The organism is Oligoflexus tunisiensis (genome assembly GCF_001748245.1).
Taxonomy (GTDB): domain Bacteria; phylum Bdellovibrionota_B; class Oligoflexia; order Oligoflexales; family Oligoflexaceae; genus Oligoflexus; species Oligoflexus tunisiensis.
Window position 1 is genome coordinate 7,486,186 of sequence record NZ_BDFO01000001.1, and the last position, 18,498, is coordinate 7,504,683.

Below are 18,498 nucleotides of genomic sequence, written 5' to 3' on the forward strand. Positions count from 1 at the left end.
AAAGATACGGCCCCCTCCACCCCTTGTCCAATGGCCCATTCTGACCTCTTCTTCGCAAAAAGGAAAGAGGGCCCGGACTTCAGCTGCGTTCCTGGCTCCGCAACGTGGTGATGCCAAGCTGAATCGATTCCTCTGCCAGCTCAAAGGTGCCTTTGAATTCACTCGATAGGCTGGTCACCACAGACAGCGTGCGGCCCTGGGTTTCCGCCTTGATGTAATCCTCAAACTTCTGCACAGCGCGACCGATTTCAGCGCCCGCCTGAACCTGGATATCAATTCTGTCGGTCACCTGAAGTCCGCTGTCCTTGCGGAAGTTTTGAATCCGATTCACGACTTCCCGCGCCAGGCCTTCCAGGATCAGGTCTTCCGTCAGATGGGTATCCAGAAGAACCGTCACGCCCATCGCGGTGGCGATGAGGCGATCATCCTTCGGACCACGATCAATGAGGAAGTCTTCGATGGAAAGGGTATGACCAAGCACCTCTGTGCCGCCGCCGGATTCCACGCGGGCCAGGAGTTTGGCCACTTCCTGAGGATTCTTATTCAGCTCTTCAAAATGAACCCGCAGCGCATTCAAATCCTTGCCGAGGCGTTTGCCGAGTGTCTTCAGGTTCGGTTTCACCGAAAGGTTCACATACCGGGTTTCATCCGTGCTGAACTGGAGTTCCTTGAGGTTCAGCTCGTTTTTGATCAGAGCCTGAGCACTCGCCACATGATCGGCATCGGTTTGACTGCGGGCGATCACCAGCATGCCCGGCAGCACCTGACGGGTTTTGATCTGATGTTTCGCGCGCAGCGAACGACCGAGTTCCGCCACCGTGCGGACCAGCTCCATGCGTCGCTCGAGGGCGCTGTCGATCACCGACTCTTCGGCTACCGGCATATCACAGAGGTGAACGGAAGCCGGCACGTTGGCGAGATCCTCCGTCAGACCCCGATAGATGCGTTCGGCCGTGAAGGGTGCAAACGGCGCCAGAATTTTGGAGAAGGCGGTCATCACATAGTAGAGCGTTTCATAGGCTTCCCGCGTATCGGCACTCAGCGTTTTCTCGCCAGCCCAGAAGCGGCGGCGGCTGAGGCGGATGTACCAGTTGGTCAGATCCTCGATAAAAGCCAGGACGCGCGGCACGACGTTATAAAGATGATAACCTTCCATTTCCTTATGCACGCCGGCGATCAAAGTATGCAGGCGCGAGATCAGCCAGCGATCGAGTTCACCGCTGACATGGGGAGCCTTTCCCGTGACCAGCGGAGCCGACGGCTGCCAGCCATCGGCCGCGGCATAGGTCGTCAAAAAGCTGAAGGCATTCCAGAGAGGCAGGATCACCGAGCGGGTGGTTTCCTTCACCCCATCATTGCTAAAGCGCAGATCCTCGGCACGCAGAACCGCCGAGTTCAGCATATAGAGGCGCACGCTATCGGCACCAAAGGCGGCAATCAGCTCCTCGGGTGGCGTGTAGTTTTTCCAGCGCTTCGACATTTTCTTGCCATCGGTGGCCAGCACCAGGCCGTTCACCACTACATTTTTGAAGGCGGGCTTGCCAAAGAGAGCCGCGCTCAGAACCGCGAGGGTATAGAACCAGCCGCGGGTTTGATCCTGACCCTCGGCGATGAAGTCGGCCGGGAATATGCCTTCAAAACGTTCCTTGTTTTCAAAGGGATAATGCAGCTGCGCATAAGGCATCGCCCCAGATTCAAACCAGCAGTCGAAGACCTCGGCCACGCGCTTCATCTGACCCGCGCAATGCGGACACTTGAAGCGCAGATGATCGATCTTGTGAATATGAAGATCATCCACCTGCGTGCCGGTCAGTTCCTCGAGTTCCTTGACCGCACCCAGCACCGTGCGATGCTGATCGTTTTTGTCACAAATCCAGATCGGCAGCGGCGTGCCCCAGTAGCGGTTGCGGCTGATCGCCCAGTCGCGGGCATTTTTCAGCCAGTTGCCCATACGGCCGAGCTTCAAATGTTCCGGCACCCAGTTGATGGTGAGATTGTTTTCCACCAGCTGGTCCTTGATCTGTTCCACCGCCACAAACCAGGATGGGATCGCGCGATAGATCAAAGGCCCACCGGTGCGCTCGCACATGGGGTAGCTGTGGACCAGCGTCTCATGCCGCAGAAGATGGCCGCGGTCTTTGAGAGCCTTTATGATGTCCTTGTCGGCATCCTTCACAAAGAGGCCTTTGAATTCAGGCACATTGCTTTTGAATCTGGCTTCCTCATCCAAAGGATCGACGATTTCGATGCCGGCCGCTGCGCACACGCGGAAGTCGTCCTCACCGTAAGCCGGCGACTGATGCACGATGCCGGTCCCTTCCTCGGTCGTGACATAAGCATCGACCAGGACCTGGAAGGCGTTCTTATGGTCTTTAAAATAAGGGAAGAGCGGCTCATAACGCCGACCGGCCAGATCACTGGCTTTGACTTCGGCCAGGATTTGATAGGGCTCGCCCTCGCCTTTTTTCTTTTTGAATACAGCGTCCAGACGGGCCTTGGCCAGATAATAGGTTTCACCGTTTTCGGTGGCCTTGACCTTGACGTACTCAATCTCAGGACCGATCGCCAGGGCGAGGTTTGAAATCAGCGTCCACGGTGTCGTCGTCCAAGCGAGCAGGAAGGCGTCTTCGTCGATCAGTTTGAACTTCACCGTGATCGCCGGATCCTGCACGTCCTGATAGTTCTGGTTGGCTTCAAAGTTCGAAAGAACCGCGGTCAATCGCGGGGAATAAGGCACCACCTTGTGGCCCTGATAAACCATGCCGCGATCATAAAGGGTTTTGAAAACCCACCAGACCGATTCCATGAAATCCTTGTCCATGGTGCGATACTGGTTATTCCAGTCCACCCAGCGTCCGAGTCGGGTGATGGTCTTCTGCCATTCCCCAGCGTAATGCACAACCGAACCTCGACAGAGTTCGTTGAACTTCGCAACACCCATATTCAGGATGTCCTCACGGCCCTTGAGATTGTGCGTTTTTTCGATTTCATATTCGACCGGAACGCCGTGGGTATCCCAACCGAAGCGCCGCTCCACATAAAAGCCGCGCATATTCCAATAACGCGGCACTGTATCCTTGATCGTGTTCGCCAGGAGATGCCCATAGTGAGGCAGGCCATTCGCAAAGGGAGGTCCATCGTAGAACGCAAATTCGCGCTGACCCTTGCGTTGCGCATTGGATTTTTCGAAAATCTGCTGCTCAGCCCAAAAGGCTAGGACTTCCTCCTCCATCTGGGGCAAGTTGACATTTGAGCTTATGGCTTTCATCCGATACTCCTGGAAAATCGCGGACAGCGAACAATTTGGTGTTTGTTGTACACCTTATGGACAAGCTGAACAACAGGAACAACCCCTTGAAAGCTCTGCCATCCTTGGTCCCTGCTCGACAGTAAGAACTTCCGCGGCCGTCCGCAACGCTTACATTCCTGAATATTTTCCAGACTTTACAGTCACACATCCGTATGCAAATTTTGGCACCCTGGTTGCAGGCTTTCACCCATGGATAAACGATACGATGCGTCCCAGGTGATTTCCCGGTTGAGCTTTAATGTGGTGTTGGAGCAGATAAAAATGGCGACCACTCACACAAAAAAGTCTGTCTTGACGGGAGTTTTGTTCCTGTCTGGCCTTTTTTTGTCCTCGCTCGGCCAGGCCCAAAGTCCCGATGGCTGGATCGACAGTCGCCCCTTCCTGGTGGAAGGCCCGCGACCTGTGGCTCAGCAGTCCTTTGTTTTCACCAAACCCCTTTATGAGGCCATCACCCGCAGTCTCATGAATCCTGAGCAGCATCTGAATCTGCTTGATTTGCAGGCGCGGACCGGCACCAAACCTCAGGAGGAGCGGCCGCGTTCGCTCTCCATTCATCCCCTGACTTCCGCGATTGCGACGGCGAAACCCACAGACGTTACCCGCACGATGACGACGTTCCTCGGTCGTGAATTCAAATCCACGGCGCTTCCCGAACAACTGCGGACCGGATTATCCTTTAACATTGGTGGCGAGGATTCGAAGGAGACCGTGGCATCCCACCGGCCTCTCCGTTATGGTTTGATCGTCAAGAATGTGGAGCCCAGTACGGAGTCCTTCCGCTTTGCGGCCGTTCCCATGACCATGAACGAGGACTACCTTCTTGTTCAGCATGCCCCGAAAGCCAAGGTGCAATATGAAATCGGTCCTCTTATGCCTGAGCAGGATCTTGCGGAAAGCGCCATTCCCCTGGCCACCACGGAATCCACGAGCTGGATGAATGGTCTGCCTGCCTTTCAATTCCGCGGCCGCCTCGCAGCCCGTGGGGCACCGACGGCCAATCAGATTCTGCCGCCGCAGTCGATTCTTCTGGAGCAGACTCAGGGGTATTATGCGCTGGAGGTTCACACCAGCCAGCTCCTGCAGAAGGAGGCTGTTTTCCATCGCCTGCGGGTGCCGCTGCTCGGGTCGATGACTCTGCGTGAGGAGCGTGATGAAAAATTCAAGAAAACGCGAAGCACGCTTGAAAATATTTATGTCAACGGACCCTTGGCCGTGAATTTTGACTATTTCGGGCTGGAAAAACGTTATCAGACCGGACTCATCTACCAGAAAGCCCTGACCCGAATCGAGCTTTATAACCATCTGCCCGAGGGTTTTTCCGAACAGGACAGCCTTTGGAAAACGCAGCGCTTTGAGCTGAAGCTTCAGACGGCCTTCTGAGGTTCCCATGGACTCGGGGCGGACGGATAGCCTATACTTAAAGGATCCATACGGTCGATAAGGAGGCAGCTCTTGGCAGCCGATGCAAACAGTTTGGAAGCCCAGGTCGCCAAACCACGCGCCAAACGCTATGTTTCTCATGCTCTCGTCGAAGTTCGCCGCTTCAAATGGCTGCCGTTTTTTTGTCAAAGCGCAGTCCTGCTCGATATCAGCACCGGGGGTTTCAAACTGGAATTCACCGGCGAGGTCTCGGCCGCGCCCGGAGCCCAGTACTGGCTGAACATTCCACTGGCGCCACTCGGGATTCCAGCTCCCTCAAGGTTTATCTGTCGCTGCGAGTGTCGATGGTTTGATCCCCAGCGTTTTCGCATAGGCGGAACCTTTTTGAACATGACCAATACCGATCACATGCTGATCGAGCAGATCGTGGCGAGCCTCAAAACCCGCGGCCAGCTTTAATTAGAGCACAATTGTACCTCGATCGATTCCACTGAAAATCCCTGCTCCGTAAAGCTTTTGTGAACATGAGAACACTGCCCAGGGCTGCCAAGCAACCTGGGCAGCATGCTTTCGTGCCTTGTGTTCTCTCCCCCAAGCCTTCCATGCCCGCCCTCGGCTGTCAGTCGCGCCTGAATTTGGTCTTGTTTAAAAACCAAAAAGAATCCACATTGGGAGGCACCTTTGAACCACAGGACAATCGGGAGATACCTATGTTGAACGTGACCAAGTATCGTGCTCAGCTCCCTGATGGAAACGGCAAGCCTGTCTTCATCGATGGGGTGCGCACGCCTTTCGTCAAATCATTTGGCGCCTTTGAGAACGCCGATGCTTTGGAACTCTATAGCCGCGTTGTCGACGGTTTGCTGCGTAAACTGGAATTCGATCCCCAGCACATCGATGAGGTCGCTGCCGGCGTCGTCGTTCCGCAGACCAAGAATGGTAACGTCGGGCGTGACGCCGTCATCAACCTGGGACTGCCACCGCATATCCACGGTTATACTCTGAACCGCGCCTGCACCAGCAGCCTGCACACCATCGCCGATGCTGCCAAATCCATTACCTTCGGTCAGCCGCTGACAACCCTGGCGGGTGGCGTCGAGGTCTTGTCGGACGTGCCCATTGTTTACTCCAAGGAAGCCCGTCAGTTTCTCTTGTCCCTGAACAAAGCCAAGACTCCGGCGGATAAGCTTGCCATGCTGTCCCATTTCTCGGCCAAGGCCTGGCTGCCCAAACCGCCCGCGCTGGCTGAGCCGCTCACCGGCCTGACCATGGGTGAAAGTGCGGAGATCATGGCCAAGCTCAACAAGATCTCCCGCGAGGAGCAGGATCAGTTTGCGCAGGCCTCACATCGCAAGGCCTCGGAAGCGCAAAAATCCGGCCGTTTCGATGATGAGATTATTCCGATCTGGGCGCCCCCCGGTTTTGAAGCCGTGGACAGGGACAACATCATCCGCGGTGATACTTCGCTGGAAAAATTGGCCACGCTGAAGCCGGCCTTTGATAAAAACTACGGTTCCTTGACCGCCGGCAACTCCTCGGCCTTGACCGACGGAGCGGCTGTGGCCCTGGTCACCGATGAGCAGGTCGCCAAATCCCTGGGCCTCAAACCCAAGTCCCGCATCCGCGATTTCTACTTCGTCGGTGTGGATCCGACCGAGCAGCTTTTGATCGGACCGGCTGTGGTCATTCCTTATCTTTTGAAACGCAATGGCATGAGTCTCGAGGATATCGACCTTTTCGAAATTCACGAAGCTTTCGCCGCTCAGGTTTTGAGCTGCCTGCGTTCGATGGAATCCAAGGACTTCTGTGAACGTTACTTCGGTGACAGCAAAGCCTTCGGCACCATTCCCGAAGACAAGCTCAACGTCAACGGCGGCGCCATCGCCATCGGTCACCCCTTTGGGGCCACCGGCGCTCGTTTGGTGATGACGCTGTCGAACGAACTGATTCGTCGCAATAAAAATCTTGGCTTGATAGCCATCTGCGCGGCTGGCGGCATGTCTGGTGCCATGTTAATCGAACGTTACGCTTGAGAGGAAGCTCGCTATGACACAGTATTTCAAGGTCGAAAGCACGAGTGATCATATCCGTATCCTGCGCATGGGTTCGCCTGACAAACCTGTTACGGTTCTGGGTGAGCCCCTGCTCCGCGAATTGAACGATCTGGTCGATGAATTGGCGGAAGACAAGGAGATTCAGGGCCTTGTCATCATCGGTGCGAAAAAAGATTTCGCGCTCGGTGCGGATATCAACGATATTTCCAGGTTCGACACGCCCGAGGAAACGCGGGATGGCGCCCTGAAAATGCAGGGCATTCTGAATAAACTGGAGAAGCTCCCCTTCCCCACCGTGGCCGCGATTGATGGTCAATGTCTGGGCGGTGGTCTGGAGCTGACGCTGGCCTGCCAGTGGCGGATCGTAACCGAAACCTCGACGCTGGCTCTGCCCGAGATTCAACTCGGCCTGATTCCAGGCGGCGGCGGAACGCAGCGTCTGCCCCGTTTGATTGGAATTCAGGATGCACTCGATATGATCCTGACCGGCAAGCGCGTGAGCGGCAAGCGGGCTGTGAAACTCGGTCTGGCGGATGCCTGCGTGCATCCCACCCAGCTCGAGCGCGTGGCGCTCCAGTATGCAACGAAGAGCAAGGACAAGAAACTGGTCGCCCTGAACGCCAAGAATTTGAGCAAGGATCTGCCCCGCTGGGCGACCGAGCACACGCCCATCGGTAGGGCCTTTGTCGAGAAGAAAGCCCGCGAGATGGTGGAGGACAACACCAAAGGTTTCTATCCCGCGCCTTTCAAAGCCCTCGATGCCGTCTTTGATGGCTTTGAGAAAAAACTGGAAAAAGGCCTCGAGCTGGAAGCCAAACTCTTCTCGGAGCTGGCCCATACCCGCGAAAGCAAATCGCTGGTGCACCTTTTCCATGCCACGACCGCTGCCAAGCGCAATGCCTATGCCGATGCCGGCAAGGAGAAGTTTGGCGACGACGCTCCCGAGCAGGTGGGTGTTGTAGGTTCAGGATTCATGGGTGCCGGCATTGCCACGGTTCTGGCCGACAAGGGCGTGCGCGTGCTGCTCTCGGATCCCAACAAGGATTCCACCAAAAGGGCTCTGGCCAATGCGCATAAATACTTCGCGAAGAAAGCCAAACGCGGCCGCATCAAGAGTTTCGAACTCTGGCAGAAGATGGCTCACATTTCCCCTGGCCTCAGCATTCAAGGTTTTGGCTCGGCCGATGTCGTGATCGAGGCCGTGTTTGAAGATCTGGGGCTGAAGCAGGAAATCCTGGCCCAGGTGGAATCGCGGGCTCATGAGAATCAGGTATTCGCCTCGAACACCTCGGCTCTGCCGATCGGCAAGATCGCAGCGAAGGCTCAGCATCCTGAACGCGTGCTCGGCATGCACTTCTTCTCGCCGGTGGAAAAGATGCCACTGCTCGAGATCATCGTCACCGATAAGACAGCTGAATGGGCTGTGGACCGCGCGTTCCGCCTGGGTCAGCGCATGGGCAAACAGATCATCGTCGTGAAGGACAGCCCGGGTTTTTACACCACCCGCGCGCTGGCTTTCTTCATGGCGGAAGCGGCCCTGATACTTGAGGAAGGCGCCAACATCGAGGAAATCGATGATGCGCTGACGGATTTTGGTTTCCCCGTGGGTCCCATCACGTTGATGGACGAAGTCGGTATCGATGTCGGCATTCACGTGCTCGAATCGATGGGCGAGGCCTTTGGCGATCGCATCAAGACTCCGGCGGGCCTGGATTCGATCCAGCAGTCGGGTCGTCTGGGTCGGAAAAACGGCAAGGGCTTCTTCACCTATGAAGGTGGCAAGAAGGGCAAGCCCGATGAGTCGGTCTATGAAATGATGGGCCAGGGTCGCACATACAAGTTTATCCCGGCCGAGGATATCGCCGATCGCTGCGTCTATGTCTTCATCAACGAAACCATTCGTTGTCTGGAGGAAGGCATACTGCAGTCCGCGTATGATGGTGATATCGGAGCCGTGTTCGGACTGGGCTTCCCACCCTTCCTCGGCGGGCCGTTGCGCTATGTCGATCATCTGGGTGCCGAAAACGTTTACAATACTCTGAAGAGTCTTGAAGAACGTTATGGATCCCGCTTTGCCCCACCGGCTTTGCTGAAAAAGCATGCCGATGCCGGATCCCGATTCTTCCCTGAAGAAAAGTAATCATCGCTCACCCGCGCCCCTGGGCGCGGGTTTTCCTTTCTCAGCCGCAGACCTGTTCGGAATTATTCCACCCGATGGATGGCCTCGATGCGATCGGCTCGCAAGGGCAATTCAAGCGACCTGGCCCGATTCAGATTCATCGTTTCCTGAACACCAATGATGTAGTCCACCCCCAGCTCGGCCACCGAGCTGCCGTTCTCCAGAGCTTCGGTGATCTGCTCGGCCAGCTGATGACCCAGAGCCACAAGGTCCGGCCAGGCCGCAAAGGTGCAGAAATCAAAGTCCTTGCTGGTGAATTTTTCGATGTTGCAGAGGAAAGGAACTTTAAGACTCCGTGCCTTCCGCAGCCAGACATTGGCAAAGGCCTCCCGGTTCAGGATTACATTATCCGCCGGAACCAGAATGGCGTCGATCTTCCGACCGCCATGCTCGTCGCTCAGCGTCTTCTCCACAAGGCGATTGATGGAGGCCGGGTCGCGACCATTCGCTTCCACATTGACGGCAATCAGTTCAATGCCTTCCTTTTGCAGCTGCTGTCTGGCCTCGCCCATCATCCAATCAAATTCCGACGCGCGATAAGGCGCGAGCACCGTGCTGATAGGCCTTTGAATCAGACTGCGAAAACGTGTGATGATGGTAAAGGCGGGAACCTCATAGTGAACTCCACAGATTCTCTTGCTGTCCTGCAAAATATTGCGAAGGTTCAGAGCCATCGTTGCCGCCCCTTGAATCGAAGCGAAACCTTCCGGCTGTTCCTTCTCCAGCTTTCTCATGAAGTTCACGGCCTTGTTATCGAGCAGAGCGAGAAAATCAGGCTTATGCTTTTGAATAGCACTGAGAAACTGTTCATATTCGCTGTTTTTTTGGATCACCAGATCAATATGGTGATGATTCTTCAGATCCCGCGCCATGGTTTCCTTGACCACCCGCATTTCCGCGGAATCGAAGCTGACCGTCATCAGCGTCGCGGCCGAGAGGGCCGGGGTCAGCAGGAGTGAGAGCATCCCTATCAACAAAGCTTGCATATGTGCATTCCTCTTGTTAGCCGGATCTTATTTGCTGAAGTTCTTGACACCGTCCACACCCAGCGTCTCAAGCGTCCTGGAACTTAACTTGAGAAAGTGGTTCCCTTCCCGCCCTTTTCTGGACTTGCGAACAGCAATCAAGGGATGCAGAACCTCAGCCGTGCGTAGCACCTGAATGGGCTTGGATGCAAACTCGGCTTTCACCAAATCCAGATTATGCGGGGAAAAGATCGCATACTGAGCGTTGCCCAGAGCCAGGAGAGGATAGAGATCGGCTATTTTTGAAACCTGCTTCAGACGTTTGAAACTGCGGCCACCCAGAAGGTCATTCACCATCTTGCGGGTCTTGTCACGGCCCACGGTGTTGATAACCCCGACGATGCCCTGTCCCAGCTTCGCCTCATTCCAGGTGGGATCCAGGCTGACGACGACCTCTTGAAAGGTCGCCTTGCCATCCAGAGTCAGCTGCCAGGCCGCTTCAAAATCATCGAAATAGCGAATGTACGCCGACGGTACCAGGGCGAACGTAATATCCTCGGTGGTCACTGCTGTCTGAAAATCCTCAAAGGTTCCGAATGCGAGAACCTTCAGATGCTTGAGGGCCGGGTCATCTCCAAAGGCTTTTTGCACTTCCTTGGGGGATTTGACAGAAGGATAAAATATCCCAAGTTTGTCTGTCGCCTCAACGGGGAGTGCCCAGAGTGCGAGGAATAAGAGCAAGAGTCGGGCGGTTCCTGGATCGAACACGTCACTGATCCTCATCGCGATGGCGTTGACGTCCATCATAACATGGATCCGTCAGGCGCTGATGGGATCTTTCTGGAGACGGGGCACGGAATCACACAGGGTGGCATCTTCAGGAAGGGTAACGACAATGCGGCAGCCACGCGGTTTATTGTCCATGAGGTCAATCGTTCCGCACCATTCATGAGCAAAGGACTGAATCGCGGACAGCCCGGCACCGCGACCGCTGAGCTGGGTCACTTCCTGGACTGTGGTCAGACCTTCACGCAGCAGAATACTGAGGCAGTCATGATCGGATTCCACAGGCAATCCCACGCGAGCGGCCAGATCGCGAATGGCCTTACGATCAAAGCCAAAGCCTTCATCCTCGAAGGCCAGAATCACCTGCCCGGCCTCGCGCCTGGCCACGATGCGGAAGATGACCTTCTCATGGATGGGCAGCTTGCCTTCCCTGATCGGTTTAAAGTAGCCATGGTCGAGGGAGTTGGTCAGAGCATGCCGTGAGGCCTGCACAAGGTCATCCAGGAAACGCGCATTCCAGTGAATCACCCGATCCTCGATGATCAAACCGCCGAGCTCCACCTGGTATTCCCGGCAGAGTTTGATCGCCTCGCGAAGCTCCTCCGCCAGCATTTCAAAGAGGCTGCGGCTGCTCGATGACTGATCATCAATTTTTATTTTCAGGATGCGACTGGCGACATCACGCAGGAAATTCAGTTCCTCACGCACGACCACCACTGATTTCTTGAAGCCTTCGGAATCAAAACTTTCGTAGCGGAAGAGCTTCTGCAGAAAGATCTCGGCTTCATGAATGGCCTGCGCCAGGGCCTTGAGGCCCAGACTGCGGGCAGCGCCCTTCATGGTATGCAGACGCACATAGTTGCGACGATAATCATCCTCTTCCGTCTGACTGGCTTCGATTTCCATGAGAGCGGCATGGGAATCGCGGAGCATGGCACTGACCGCATCCGAACGGACGCTGACGAGATCCGAGAGGGCCTGGCTCAGACGATTGGAGCTTTGGGCCGCGACGCGGACCTGTTCCTCGAGGACCAGTTCCTTGGTCTTGTCGCGAATGGTCAGAAGGAAGCGCTGGATAATTTCACCCTCGATGATCGGGTTCCAGCGCAGTTCATAAGTCTTGGCCGTTCCACCCTGGGAATACCGGAGCTCGCGGGGGAAGTTGTCCGAGTTGGTATCCCAGTTGAGAACATCCTCACCCAGACAGGCCGAGAGCGATTCCCGCACCCGCGTGATTTCCTCACTGCGCAGGTGGGAACCTTCAAAAATGAGTTCCATGATGGACCTGCCGGTCAGGTCGGATCCCGACCCGGGGTAAAGATCGACAAGGTGCCGCGAGTATTCCGCCTCCACCTTTTGCTGGGCATCGATCGTCAGTATCCCCTGATCGATGCGTTCCATGATTTCCCGAATTTTTTGGCTTTGCATCGTCACGGTCTGCAGGGCTTCATGCAGGCGCGCCGTCCGTTCATCAACCAGAACCTGCAGCTTCTCAGTAAATGTTTTCACCTGCACGCGCATGGTTTCAAAACTTTGACCGAGGCGGCCGATTTCATCCCGCGATTTGATCTGAACAGGCTGATCGTAATTTCCCTGGGCGATCTTATCCGCGGCCTGGTTCAATTCCTCGATGGGATGTGCGATGCGACGGCTGAGCCAGACGGAAACAACGAACGCCACCACGAGAACCACAAGGGCGGCCGTAATCAGGATTACGGCGAGACGCCCCAGCCGACTGTTCGTCTCGGAGAGCGTATGGTCCAGAGTGCTCTGCGTGATCTTATGCTGCTCACGAAGGGTTTTTTGCATTTCATTTTCTTCAGTGGCGATCGCCTGATCCATCAGCTCGAGACTGATGAGATAACGCAGGAAGGCGATGGGCTCACCGTCCTTCAAACGTTCCACAATGTTTTCCGGCGGATCTTCACTGATGGGAACGATGGCTTCATAGGCCGCCACCGACCGGCGGCTTTCCCCGGAGCCGACCGTCACCTGGACCTTGCGGAGTGTGGGCTTATCCATGGTTCTGAGGTTTTCCATGCCAGGATCATAGACCACGACCGGCTGACCCTGCAGGTTGGAAACCCAGACCTCACGGCTTGGGTCATAAACGATCGGCAGGTTCAGGCCATCCTTGTGCTCGCGATCGAGATACTGCCAGGCCTTGATATCCTCACCTTCAATCACGACAAATGAGGCGAGAAGCATGGAATTGTCAAAATTGAAGGAATTCTGCAGGGCTTCACGCACCTGGGTATAGGAGTTGTCGAGGAATGGTGTTTTCAAATTGAGCGAGTCACGCGCGATCAGAGTCTCCCCTTTGGTGCGCGCGTTCTCCTCAAACATTTGCACGAATCGGTTTTTGGAACCCTCCGAATTGCGATTGAGCAACTGAGCGAATTCCTCGTTTTGTGCTTCAACGATATTCAGAAATCCATGAGCCAGACTGCGGAACGCCAGACCACCGATGAAACCAAGCGTGACAAACGCCAGACCAACAATCCCAAAGATTAGGATCAGGATCTTTTTTCCTATGGACTGGCTGGACATCGGTTTCATGGGTCCTGCTTGGACTCCTACAAATTTTCTGGGACGGAAGATCCTTCGGATTTTGTAAACGAAACCTAAGCCGTTCTTTGAAGCCTGCATATTTACCTTATGAGGATGGCGTGCGAGGTAAAAAATAAATCAATACTTTTGAACGGATAGATTTAAACACGGGAAACCACGAACCAGGCAAGGTCCGCTCCTTGTCTTCGGGGTTGCAACTGTTTACTATTGAGGGATGGAAACCACTGGAATTTTTGAAGAGGCTTGAATGGGCATTAATAACCATTGCTGTCGCACTCTTTTGTTTCTCCTGATCTCATCACAGGTCGCCTGGGCAGCGGAAGAGTCCGAATTGAGCCTGAATGATCTTCTGGATCTGAAGGTGACCGTAGCCACACGCAAGGACACGCACATCAGGGAAACACCGGGGATCGTCACCGTCATTACCCGGGAACAGATCCTCGACATGGGTGCCCGCGATGTGGTGGACGTGCTCATGCGCATGGTGCCTGGTTATGGGGTCGTGACCGAAATCGAAGGCGGTCAGCTCATGAGCATCCGGGGCATCAACTCCATCGAAGGTAAATTCCTCGTCATGATTGATGGCCTGGACGTCAACGAGGAAAAATTCGGTATCGTTCAGTTCGCGCGGCATTTCCCGGTGAACACCATCGAGCGTATCGAAATCGTTCGTGGACCGGGTTCTTCGATTTACGGCGGCTATGCCTCCCTGGGGGTGATCAACATCATAACCCGTTCCGCAAGCCGGCCAGGTTCCTATGTAAGCATGGATGTGGAACAGGGCACGCGCGCGTTTTTGAATCGCACCATCGCAGCGGGTGTGGCTGCGGATGACGGCGATCTCTCCTATAGTATCAACCTCGCGGCCTCGCGCTCCCTGCTGTCCGACAAGACGGCAACATCGTACTATGGGGATGAGATTGATCTCACCGATTCCAATCTGGAACTCGCCACCATGTCGATGAACGTGAAATACAAGGGCACCTACGTCAAAGCCCTGGTTGACCTTTATCGGGCTCCCAGTCTCTATTTCGATGAGCCCGTCGATGCCCCCTGGCAGCATATCGGTGAACGCTGGGATACCTATCAAGTCGAGGCGGGCCATGAATGGTCGTCCGGCGATTTGAAGGTCACACCCTTCGTCAACTATAAGCTGCAGTATCCTTACTGGATCGACCAGGGACCCTATTGGTATCGTAACAAGGTCGATCGGAAGACGGGTGGCGTGACCCTGCAGTACGACCTGAATGAAAAGACGAATATTCTGGGCGGCTATCAGGGTTTTATTCATACCACCTATCGGGCTGAAAATCTGAACCCGGATGCCAACGAGGAAATTCTGAAGAAGGATCCCTCGATCGATCACATCAGCTATCGCAATGACTCGGTCTTCTTGCAGATCATGAATGACAATGATCTGGCCAAAACCACCGTGGGTGTGCGTTATGACAAGACTGACCTTCATGGCGATTTCTTCGCCCCACGTCTGGGCTTGACCAAGGTCTGGCAGGATCTGCATGCCAAATACATGCTTTCCCAAAGTTTCCGGGTTCCTGGCGGGATGATTCCCAACCGGGTTGAGGACTCGAACAACTACGGCATCAAACCGGAAACGGCACTGAACCACGAGGTTGAGGTGGGCTATCGCTTCACCGACAAACTCTGGGGTGTGATCAGCATCTTCGATCACATGATGCGTCGGCCGATTGTTTACTTTACCGGACCCAGCGGGGTCGGCGCCTATGCAAACGGTGGGGACCTCGGCTCACGTGGTTTTGAATCCGAGCTGCGTTTCCAATCATCCCAGGCTTATGCGACCTTCACCTATGCCTACTACCGGCTGACGAAGAATGAAGAGCCGACGGCTCAGGTTCCCGGTCATGATGAGGCTTCCTACGGTCAGGCGCAGCATAAGGCAGGACTCGTGACGGGCTATCGCTTCAATCGCGATTTTTCGATCAACCCATCCTTCTCCCTGGTGGGCGATCGCTTTGCCTACACCGAGCAGGGCCCTGAGGTGGGCACCGACGCCAATGGTGATCCGATTCGCGATCCGGCACCTCTGAACAAATTGCCTTTGACGACTCTGGTGAACGTCAACGTGCGGCATACGGATCTCTTTGAAACCAAAGGTCTGGAAGGATCCTTTGCGATTCAGAACCTGACGGATGCCCGCCTGGACATCGCCCAGCCTTATCAGGCGAACTACCCCGTCGCTCCGATTCCCTTTGCGTCGCGGTCGTATATGCTGCGGATGCAGTATGAATTCTAAGATGAGGTCCTGAAGGCCTCAGGCCTTCACCGTCTCTCGGCTTACCGGCAGACGCTGCCAGATCAGGTAGGAGAGAAGGGCCAGCGCCGTTCCCCACACAAACCCGCCGAGGATATCGGTGGGATAGTGAACCCCGAGGTACACCCGTGACATCCCGATGACCAGGGCGCAAAGCATCGCCAGCATGCCCTGAAAACGGCTGAAGAGGAGAAACCAAAGGGTCGCAAACACCGCGGCATTCGCGGCGTGATTGGATGGGAACGAATAGTAGCCCGAGCAGCCTTCCACGACGCGCACGAGGCCCTCGAACCGACAGGGACGGATGCGGCCAAACCAGGGCTTCAATAGATAATGCGAGAGCATATCGCAGAGGCCGATGGTCAGCCCCACCCAGCCGAAGGCCCAGAGTCTGGGCCAGTTCTTTTGTCGTATAATGGGGATCAGGAAACCCAGGACGATGAGAAACCAGGGCCACTCAGCCGACCAGAGGCTCATGAGCTTGTCATTGACGGGGGAAATCATATCCAGATTGACCGATGTTTGGATCCATCGATCCCATTGCAGCAAGGTCTTCACGCGGGGAATCCTGGGGTTTGGAAAAAGTTCGACATTAAAAGAAATTAAATTGACCAGCCAGCCAGCAACTGTTAGAACCACACTATACCACAAAAAAATAGCTTTGGATATGTCTGGCGGAAACGGGAAAGGGCTTCCTTTTACCTGATGAAGACCGGGGGGGACGGTGATCCGGGGGGACGCGGCCGCCGAGCCGCGAGCGTCGCCGCATTACCAATCAAATTCCCGGAGTTCGCGCTCGGAATCAAGAATCTTTTTTCTGTATTCCTGTTTGACGGGCTCTTCCCGACGACCCACTTCCAAAGAAGGCCGATCGAAGGTCACGCGTGGCACGAGATAGCGGCCTTGCACGGCGACCTTGTCAAAGGTCATCCGCGAGACCCGCTTCGGGGCTTTCGCCGGCCTGTGCCTTGTTTGATCCACCAGACCGGGCGCACCCAAAGGCAGTGGATCCCGCATCACCGCCTGCCCACGAACACGGGAACCAGGTTCCAGGGGACGGATATCGGCCGGTCGCGCCGGCTTATTCTCGTCCAGGACGTAGACCCTCTGGCCCAGGGGCGGCAGCTGGTCAGCCTGAATGGGGCCAGCGACAAAACATAGGGAAATCAGTAGGCAAATCCTTGGGGTGCGCATGGTTGCTTCCCTCCTAAGCTCCTGAATTGTCAGGTACTTGCTCTTCGGTCGCCCCTGTCAAAACTTGAGACACTCAGGGAAACCGAACACTCTGCCGATAGGGAATAAAAGGCCGGAAATGGGTGGAACAACGCGATATGGGCATGGCTTTTCTACTGGTAGAACGAGGATATAACGCTGGCAGCCGCATCGAGCTGAAGCAATTTCCTATTTCCATTGGACGCGACCCCACCAATGAAGTCGTCCTGCGCGACGCCGAAGCCTCCCGCCATCACGTGCGCATCAAGAAACGCGGCCGCCTCTTTATTCTCGAAGACCTTGAATCCCGCAACGGTACCTATATCAATGGCGATCGTGTCATCAACTCGACCCTGGATAACGGCGATCGCATTCTGATCGGTTCCACGGAATTCACCTTTGTCGCGCCCGACAGCGGCATTCATATCGCCACCGATCTTATGCGCTTTGATATGCAGCTCGATGAACCGGCTGGCATCAAAGGCCCCATTGAGATGGAGCATCCGCACCGCCATCACTTCCGCCGCGCGGTCCGCCTGGATCCCAGCACCCTGGCTAACAACGTGATGAGCAACACGCAGGCCATCTCGGATATCTTCAACTATCACAGCAACCTCATCGTCATCAAGGATCTCAATGAGAGCTGTAACACACTGCTGAAAAGCGTCGGCAAGATCATCAGCAATGCGTCACGCGCCGCGGTTTTTATCTGGTCCGATCAAACCCGGCAGCTCATCCCTTATGCGATCAAGAATTTCAAGGAAAGCGCCAACGGCTTTCTTCTCAGCAAGAGCGCCTTTGAGGATGCCCTTTCGCGCAAGCAGGGGATCCTTTTGAATCCGGAAGCCCGCGTGACCCATGAAGGTCGCAGTCGGGCCATCCTCCCCGTTTGTCATAACGAGGAAATCATAGCCCTCGTTCATATTGAAATCGACAGCCCGGAAGAGAATTTCTCGATCCAGGAGCTCGAAACCAGCCAGGCGCTGCTGCAACGCGCCTCGCCCATCATCGAATCGATGCTTCTGAGAAAGGAACTCGATTCCTGGCTCTTTGGCATCATTGATACCATGATGAGCACGATCGAGGCGAAGGATACCTACACCCGTGGGCATTCCGAGCGCGTCTCGAGCTACTGCATGGCCATCGCCGATGAGCTGAAACTGCACAAGGACGTCAAACGCCTTTTGATGATCAGCTCCCTCTGCCATGACATTGGCAAGATCGGCATTCCGGATGCGATTCTGAAAAAGGCCGGCATGCTCAGCTCCGAAGAGTATGCGGAGATGAAGCTGCATCCCACCATCGGCTCCAACATCATCGGTCATCTGCCCAATGCCCAGCGCATTATTTCCGGGATCAAATACCATCACGAAAAGTGGGATGGGACGGGTTATCCGGAAGGTCTGGCCGGCGAGGACATCCCCTTCTTCGGCCGCATCGTGGCGATCTCGGATGTTTTCGATGCCATGGTTTCAGGTCGTGTCTACTCCGGTTTCATGGACCAGGATGAAGCGGTGGAACGCCTGATGAGCGAAGCCGACCTCTTCGATCCGGAGATTCTCAAAGCCTTCGCCCGCGCCTGTGAAAAAGGCACGCTCTCGCTTAAGACCTCCACGCAAAACAATGAGATTGATGCCGAACTTATCGCTCACACTGAAATTACCAAAATCAACAAGCGCTGAAAGCCCAGCCCTCCAGTATCCAAAGCCTCCTGCCAGAGTTACAATGGTAATGATATCTGTGTAATCGAC

At 55.2% G+C, this 18,498-nt stretch carries 12 protein-coding genes; 6 read left to right on the top strand and 6 right to left on the bottom strand.

Annotation, left to right across the window (positions count from 1 at the left end):
* Positions 1-79: 79 nt before the first annotated feature.
* Complete coding sequence (gene ileS, locus OLTU_RS31370) at positions 80-3,241, bottom strand: isoleucine--tRNA ligase (RefSeq protein WP_218110394.1); 3,162 nt, start codon at positions 3,239-3,241, stop codon at positions 80-82.
* A 258-nt stretch (positions 3,242-3,499) separates the two neighbouring features.
* On the opposite strand from ileS, the gene OLTU_RS31375 reads away from it, so the two are divergent.
* The 4 genes from OLTU_RS31375 to OLTU_RS31390 all read left to right on the top strand — a co-directional run bounded on the left by OLTU_RS31375 (position 3,500) and on the right by OLTU_RS31390 (position 8,884).
* Positions 3,500-4,690 (top strand): hypothetical protein, encoded by a 1,191-nt coding sequence (locus tag OLTU_RS31375; protein WP_141736651.1) that lies wholly within the window; start codon positions 3,500-3,502, stop codon positions 4,688-4,690.
* A 72-nt stretch (positions 4,691-4,762) separates the two neighbouring features.
* Positions 4,763-5,149 carry a PilZ domain-containing protein gene (locus OLTU_RS31380; RefSeq protein ID WP_176737126.1) on the top strand — a complete coding sequence of 129 codons (387 nt, stop codon included), beginning with the start codon at positions 4,763-4,765 and terminating at the stop codon, positions 5,147-5,149.
* A 251-nt stretch (positions 5,150-5,400) separates the two neighbouring features.
* Entirely contained in the window at positions 5,401-6,723 is a 1,323-nt protein-coding gene (locus OLTU_RS31385; RefSeq protein WP_176737127.1) for a thiolase family protein, read from the top strand.
* Between the two features lie 13 nt (positions 6,724-6,736).
* Positions 6,737-8,884, top strand: coding sequence for a 3-hydroxyacyl-CoA dehydrogenase NAD-binding domain-containing protein (locus OLTU_RS31390; protein WP_141736654.1), 2,148 nt, complete (start codon positions 6,737-6,739; stop codon positions 8,882-8,884).
* A 62-nt stretch (positions 8,885-8,946) separates the two neighbouring features.
* Here the strand turns inward: OLTU_RS31390 and OLTU_RS31395 are convergent, their stop codons facing one another.
* From OLTU_RS31395 to OLTU_RS31405, 3 genes are read right to left on the bottom strand one after another with little or no spacing between them, the layout of a single operon-like run.
* Positions 8,947-9,909, bottom strand: coding sequence for a type 1 periplasmic-binding domain-containing protein (locus OLTU_RS31395; RefSeq protein WP_141736655.1), 963 nt, complete (start codon positions 9,907-9,909; stop codon positions 8,947-8,949).
* 27 nt (positions 9,910-9,936) lie between these two features.
* The gene (locus OLTU_RS31400) at positions 9,937-10,695 is read right to left on the bottom strand and encodes a hypothetical protein (protein WP_141736656.1); all 759 of its coding nucleotides are present in this window, start codon (positions 10,693-10,695) and stop codon (positions 9,937-9,939) included.
* A gap of 12 nt (positions 10,696-10,707) precedes the next feature.
* Positions 10,708-13,233: a HAMP domain-containing protein gene (locus OLTU_RS31405; protein WP_176737128.1), complete on the bottom strand. Its 2,526-nt coding sequence runs from the start codon at positions 13,231-13,233 to the stop codon at positions 10,708-10,710.
* Positions 13,234-13,492: 259 nt separating this feature from the next.
* Between OLTU_RS31405 and OLTU_RS33015 the strand changes: the two genes are divergently transcribed.
* The gene (locus OLTU_RS33015; RefSeq protein WP_141736658.1) at positions 13,493-15,517 is read left to right on the top strand and encodes a TonB-dependent receptor; all 2,025 of its coding nucleotides are present in this window, start codon (positions 13,493-13,495) and stop codon (positions 15,515-15,517) included.
* Positions 15,518-15,535: 18 nt separating this feature from the next.
* On the opposite strand, the gene OLTU_RS31415 is transcribed toward OLTU_RS33015, so the two are convergent.
* Positions 15,536-16,093, bottom strand: coding sequence for a phosphatase PAP2 family protein (locus tag OLTU_RS31415; RefSeq protein WP_141736659.1), 558 nt, complete (start codon positions 16,091-16,093; stop codon positions 15,536-15,538).
* A gap of 210 nt (positions 16,094-16,303) precedes the next feature.
* The gene (locus tag OLTU_RS31420) at positions 16,304-16,729 is read right to left on the bottom strand and encodes a hypothetical protein (RefSeq protein ID WP_141736660.1); all 426 of its coding nucleotides are present in this window, start codon (positions 16,727-16,729) and stop codon (positions 16,304-16,306) included.
* Between the two features lie 122 nt (positions 16,730-16,851).
* On the opposite strand from OLTU_RS31420, the gene OLTU_RS31425 reads away from it, so the two are divergent.
* Positions 16,852-18,429, top strand: coding sequence for an HD domain-containing phosphohydrolase (locus OLTU_RS31425; RefSeq protein WP_141736661.1), 1,578 nt, complete (start codon positions 16,852-16,854; stop codon positions 18,427-18,429).
* The last annotated feature ends 69 nt before the right edge of the window (positions 18,430-18,498 follow it).

Excerpts from the sequence above, each read along its gene's own strand:
- OLTU_RS31375 (WP_141736651.1), top strand. The coding sequence starts at position 3,500 with ATGGATAAACGATACGATGCGTCCCAGGTGATTTCCCGGTTGAGCTTT.
- OLTU_RS31385 (WP_176737127.1), top strand. The coding sequence starts at position 5,401 with ATGTTGAACGTGACCAAGTATCGTGCTCAGCTCCCTGATGGAAACGGC.
- OLTU_RS31390 (WP_141736654.1), top strand. The coding sequence starts at position 6,737 with ATGACACAGTATTTCAAGGTCGAAAGCACGAGTGATCATATCCGTATC.
- OLTU_RS31395 (WP_141736655.1), bottom strand. The coding sequence starts at position 9,909 with ATGCAAGCTTTGTTGATAGGGATGCTCTCACTCCTGCTGACCCCGGCC.
- OLTU_RS31400 (WP_141736656.1), bottom strand. The coding sequence starts at position 10,695 with ATGATGGACGTCAACGCCATCGCGATGAGGATCAGTGACGTGTTCGAT.
- OLTU_RS31405 (WP_176737128.1), bottom strand. The coding sequence starts at position 13,233 with ATGAAACCGATGTCCAGCCAGTCCATAGGAAAAAAGATCCTGATCCTA.
- OLTU_RS33015 (WP_141736658.1), top strand. The coding sequence starts at position 13,493 with ATGGGCATTAATAACCATTGCTGTCGCACTCTTTTGTTTCTCCTGATC.
- OLTU_RS31420 (WP_141736660.1), bottom strand. The coding sequence starts at position 16,729 with ATGCGCACCCCAAGGATTTGCCTACTGATTTCCCTATGTTTTGTCGCT.